Source organism: Pseudomonas sp. PS01270, assembly GCF_029959775.1.
Classification (GTDB): Bacteria; Pseudomonadota; Gammaproteobacteria; order Pseudomonadales; family Pseudomonadaceae; genus Aquipseudomonas; species Aquipseudomonas atacamensis.
In genome coordinates, this window is sequence record NZ_JASCPT010000212.1 from 1 (window position 1) to 4960 (window position 4960).

Here is a 4960-nt window from a genome sequence, read left to right on the forward strand (position 1 = left end):
CGGTGAAGATCAGAATGTGGGAGCGAGCCTGCTCGCGAAGGCGGTGTACCAGTCATCATAACTGCTATCTGTTCTACCGCTTTCGCGAGCAGGCTCGCTCCCACAGGGCATCTGAGCCAGCCAGAAGATCGCGAAGCATGACCTAATCTGGTGCACAACGGCAGCCCTGATTTATTTCAGGCTGCCCGACAGGAACTGCTGCAAGCGCTCCGACTGCGGGTTGACCAGCACTTCGCGCGGGTTGCCGCTTTCTTCGACGACGCCTTTGTGCAGGAACACCAGCTGGTTCGACACTTCACGGGCGAAGCCCATTTCGTGGGTCACCACGACCATGGTGCGGCCTTCCTGCGCCAGCGCCTGCATGACTTTCAATACGTCGCCGACCAGTTCCGGGTCGAGGGCCGAGGTCGGTTCGTCGAACAGCATCACTTCCGGTTCCATCGCCAGCGCACGGGCGATCGCCACGCGCTGTTGCTCGCCGCCGGACATGTGCCCCGGGAACGCGTCTTTGCGATGGGCCACGCCAACCTTGTTCAGGTAGTACTCGGCTTTTTCCCGGGCTTCGTACTTGGGTACGCCGAGCACGTGCACCGGCGCTTCCATGATGTTTTCAATCGCGGTCATGTGCGACCACAGGTTGAAATGCTGGAACACCATCGACAGGCGCGAACGCATGCGTTGCAGCTGCTTCGGATCAGCGGCTTTCAGCGCGCCGTCCTTGTTCGCCACCAGTTTCAGCTCTTCGTTGTTGAGCAGGATCTTGCCGGCGTGCGGCTGCTCGAGCAGGTTGATGCAGCGCAGGAAAGTACTTTTGCCGGAGCCACTGGAGCCGATGATGCTGATCACATCGCCGGCGGCGGCTTTCAGGGACACGCCCTTGAGCACTTCGTGACTGCCATAGCGTTTATGCAGGTCTTGGACTTCAAGTTTGTACATGCGGTCGGTTCTCACAAAAACAGTCAGTCAGTCGTTGAGCAAGCGCCCGTGACGCAGCGCTTCGCGCCCCGCCACCTTGGCCAGCCAGAAACCGGGTTGGGCATAGCGCAGCCGTTCAATGGCAAACAGCACCCCGGACGTACCAGCACATACCGTGCTGACCCGATCGGACACAGGGTCGATCACTTGAAAAATCTCATCGCCCGCCTCGACCCGTTCGCCGGGCCTGCGGGAAAAACTCACCACACCGGGGTGTGGCGCAAACAGCAATTCGGTGCCTTCGAACGGCATGCCTTCGCACGGTTCGAAGGCCGGGTCCGGCCACTCGCCGGTGATCAGGCCTTGCTCGGCAAGGAACGCCAGAATGCCTTCGGCATAAGCCTCGGCTTCGACGCGGCCAGTGTCGGCCTGCCCGCCCAGCTCGATGGTCGTCGCCAGACACGCCAGCGGAATCTGTGCATCGGGAAACTGCCGCGACAGGCGCAGCCACGGCAACGAGCAGGCTTCATCGAACGAGCTGCCGCCGGAATCTTCCGCGAGCAAACCAACCTTGACGTTCAGGTGCGCCGACAGCGAACGCCACTGCGGCCAGTGCTGCGGCAGCGCGTACATGTGCAGCGCGGCTTCGGCATCGCAGTGCAGATCGAGAACCACATCGGCGGTGCAGGCGTGGCTGAGCAGCACACGTTGCATGCCTTGCAACTGGCTGCTTGCTTCAGGCAATCCGGCCAGGTGGTCGGCCATTGCCTGACGGATCAGGCGCACGTTGGCATGGGGATCATCACCGAGTTTTTCGCCCAGCGCCGCCGCGACCGGCGCGCTGAGCTCGACGAAATCACGATTGAAATTCTTGCCGCTGCCCGCCTCGAAACGGCCCTGGAAATTGCCTTGCAGCAATTGCCCGAGGCCGATCGGATTGGCCACCGGCACCAGCTCGATCACGCCGTTGAGCAAGCCTTGGGCTTCGAGTTCGCCGAGGCGCTTTTTCAGCTCCCAGGCAGTGCGCATGCCCGGCAGTTCATCGGCGTGCAGGCTGGCCTGAATGTAGGCCTTGCGCTCGCCCTCACCGAACCGGAAAACTGAAACCTTGCGCTCGCTGCCCAGGTGGCTCCACGGCAATACGTGATCAATGCGCTGCATATCAGTGCTTCCGTGGCGCGAGGTAGCTCAACCAGCGACGCTCGGCCAGTTTGAACAGCTTGACCAGAATGAAGGTCAGGCATAGGTAGAACACGCCAGCGGTGATGTACGCCTCGAACGGCAGGTAGAACTGCGCATTGACGGTACGTGCCGCGCCAGTGATGTCGATCAGGGTCACGATCGACGCCAGACTGGTGGTCTGCAGCATCATGATCACTTCGTTGCTGTACTGCGGCAGCGCGCGGCGCAGGGCCGACGGCAGCAGGATGCGCTTGTACAGTTTGAAGCGCGACATACCCATGGCCTTGGCCGCTTCAATCTCACCGTTCGGCGTGGCTTTCAGGCTGCCGGCGATGATTTCTGCGGTGTAGGCGCTGGTGTTGACCGCAAACGCCAGGCAGGCACAGAACGTTGCACTGGACAGCCACGGCCACAGGAAGCTTTCGCGTACTGCTTCGAACTGGGCCAGACCGTAGTAGATCAGGAACAGCTGAACCAGCATCGGCGTGCCGCGAATCACGTAGGTGTACAGCCACGCGGCGCCGTTGACGAACGGGTTTTTCGAGACGCGCATCAGCCCCAGCGGCAACGCCGCGAGCAAACCGAAGAACAGCGACAGCGCGAGCAGTTTGAGGGTGGTCAGCAGGCCGCCGAAGTACAGCGGCAGTGCCTCCCAGATGACGTTGTAGTCGAAGATCATAGATCAGCCGCCCTTACGCCTACCGAGTAGCGCTTCTCAAGGTGACGCAATGCCAGCAACGAAACACTGGTGATCACCAGGTACATCGCCGCCACTGCGAGGAAGAAGGTGAAAGGCTCGCGCGTGGCATCCGCCGCCTGCTTGGCCTTGAACATCATGTCTTGCAGACCGACCACGGAAATCAGCGCGGTGGCCTTGGTCAGTACCAGCCAGTTGTTGGTGAAGCCGGGAATCGCCAGACGAATCATCTGCGGCACCATCACCCGGAAGAACACCTGAAAACTGCTCATGCCGTACGCCATGCCCGCTTCGGCCTGGCCCTTGGGGATCGCCATGAACGCACCACGGAAGGTTTCCGAGAGGTACGCACCGAAGATGAAACCGAGGGTGCCGATACCGGCGGCCAGCGGGTTCAGATCGATGTAGTCGTCATAGCCGAGCATCGGTGCGACGCGATTGAGCAAGTCCTGACCGCCGTAGAAGATCAGCAGGATCAGCACCAGGTCGGGAATGCCGCGGATCACCGTCGAATACAGGTCGCCCAGCCACGCCAGCCAGCGCACCGGCGACAGGCGCAACGCGACACCGATCAGCCCGAGAACGATGGCCAGAGCCATGGACGACAAGGCGAGCTGAAGCGTCAGCCATGCGCCATCGAGGATGACAGCCCCGTAGCCTTTCAACATGATTCAGGTCCTCGAAAGTTGGGATGAAAAAATGGCGCAAACCGCAGAGATTCTGTTGCTTGCGCCATTTCGGACTTGTCGCAGAGACGTCTTACTTGCCGTAGATGTCGAAGGCGAAGTACTTGTCCTGGATTGCTTTGTATTTGCCGTTTTCGCGGATGGCCGCGATGGCAGTGTTGATCTTGTCTTTCAGGGCGTCGCCCTTGCGCACTGCGATACCTACGCCGTCGCCGAAGTATTTGACGTCGGTGAAGGCCGGGCCAACGAATGCGAAGCCTTTGCCGGCGTCGGTTTTCAGGAAACCATCGTCCAGCAGGGTGGCGTCAGCCACGGTACCGTCGAGGCGACCGGCAGCCACGTCGAGGTAGATTTCGTTCTGCGAGCCGTACGGCTTGATCTCGGCGCCCAATGGAGCCAGAACTTCGCGGGCGAAACGCTCGTGGATCGAGCCACGCTGTACGCCGATGTTCTTGCCTTTCAGCTCAGCCAGACCTTCGCTGACCTGAGTACCGGCCTTCATGACCAGACGCGCCGGGGTGTTGTAGTACTTGTTGGTGAAGTCGACCGACTTCTTGCGATCTTCGGTGATCGACATCGACGACAGGATCGCGTCGATCTTGCGCACTTTGAGAGCCGGGATCAGACCGTCGAACTCTTGCTCGACCCACACGCACTTGACCTTCATCTCTTCGCACAGCGCGTTGCCGATGTCGTAGTCGAAACCGACGATGCTGCCGTCCGGTGCTTTCGAAGCGAATGGAGGGTAAGCCGCTTCGATGCCGATCTTCACAGGTTTTTCGTCAGCGACGGCATTCAGCGACAGCACGGACAGTGCCAGGGCGCCAAGCAGCACAAGTTTCTTCATCTTGGGACTCCATCGGTAAAGGGCAAAAACGGCAGAGTGAGCGACAGCCCAATATGCGAATGGGTGAATCGGAAATCGGTTGCGCATCGGCGGAAATTTCCCGTTGAAACCGCAGGCGATTTCAACGTCAGCCACGATGAGCGAGTGATCGGCATTCTAACGACAGGCCCGAAGCCGATATTTCTTCAATGCGACAACTAATTACAGATGCACCGAGAAAGCGGTTTGAGCTCATTGACAGCCCTGCAATTTCATGCAAGAGCGAAAGACAGTGAACCGATACATATTGCAAGTTGCGGGCCCATTATTCGCAAACCCTTCTAATCCGGCAAGCGCAGCGTTATGTCTTATTTTTCCGCGGGGCTTTGGAGGCTCTAAAACGGCGCACCGCGTTTCCCTTCGCCCCGGTTTGGCGCGGGCGGTTACACATTGGGTTGTGGCGGGTAACAGCGGGAAAGGTCTGACGGGGGAGATCGATAATTATTGGTTGGGGTGTTGCGGTTTCCTACAGCTGACTACTGCGGTGTCTGACAGATCGCCTTCGCGAGCAGGCTCGCTCCCACATTTGAAATGCGCCCACTTCCTTGTGGGCGCGAGCCTGCTCGCGAAGAGGCCAGCCCGATCGACACAAAT

Annotated in this window: 5 protein-coding genes; all 5 read right to left on the reverse strand. The window is 59.7% G+C overall.

Annotated features, from left to right (window positions below; translation table 11 throughout):
• Positions 1-171 precede the first annotated feature (171 nt).
• The 5 genes from QMX86_RS27255 to QMX86_RS27275 all read right to left on the reverse strand — a co-directional run bounded on the left by QMX86_RS27255 (position 172) and on the right by QMX86_RS27275 (position 4327).
• A complete protein-coding gene (locus tag QMX86_RS27255) occupies positions 172-936 on the reverse strand; it encodes an ATP-binding cassette domain-containing protein (RefSeq protein WP_007912705.1) in 765 nt (254 codons plus the stop codon).
• Between the two features lie 27 nt (positions 937-963).
• Positions 964-2076, reverse strand: a complete 1113-nt coding sequence (locus QMX86_RS27260) for a succinylglutamate desuccinylase/aspartoacylase family protein (protein ID WP_122704222.1) — start codon at positions 2074-2076, stop codon at positions 964-966.
• 1 nt (position 2077) lies between these two features.
• A complete protein-coding gene (locus QMX86_RS27265; protein WP_122507650.1) occupies positions 2078-2776 on the reverse strand; it encodes an ABC transporter permease in 699 nt (232 codons plus the stop codon).
• Positions 2773-3462, reverse strand: coding sequence for an ABC transporter permease (locus tag QMX86_RS27270; protein WP_016773583.1), 690 nt, complete (start codon positions 3460-3462; stop codon positions 2773-2775). The genes QMX86_RS27265 and QMX86_RS27270 overlap by 4 nt, the downstream gene beginning before the upstream one ends.
• Before the next feature lie 91 nt (positions 3463-3553).
• Entirely contained in the window at positions 3554-4327 is a 774-nt protein-coding gene (locus QMX86_RS27275) for an ABC transporter substrate-binding protein (RefSeq protein ID WP_024014020.1), read from the reverse strand.
• Positions 4328-4960: the final 633 nt, after the last annotated feature.

What these genes read in the sequence shown, in the direction of transcription:
- QMX86_RS27255 (WP_007912705.1), bottom strand. Translation starts at nt 936, where the DNA reads ATGTACAAACTTGAAGTCCAAGACCTGCATAAACGCTATGGCAGTCAC.
- QMX86_RS27260 (WP_122704222.1), bottom strand. Translation starts at nt 2,076, where the DNA reads ATGCAGCGCATTGATCACGTATTGCCGTGGAGCCACCTGGGCAGCGAG.
- QMX86_RS27265 (WP_122507650.1), bottom strand. Translation starts at nt 2,776, where the DNA reads ATGATCTTCGACTACAACGTCATCTGGGAGGCACTGCCGCTGTACTTC.
- QMX86_RS27270 (WP_016773583.1), bottom strand. Translation starts at nt 3,462, where the DNA reads ATGTTGAAAGGCTACGGGGCTGTCATCCTCGATGGCGCATGGCTGACG.
- QMX86_RS27275 (WP_024014020.1), bottom strand. Translation starts at nt 4,327, where the DNA reads ATGAAGAAACTTGTGCTGCTTGGCGCCCTGGCACTGTCCGTGCTGTCG.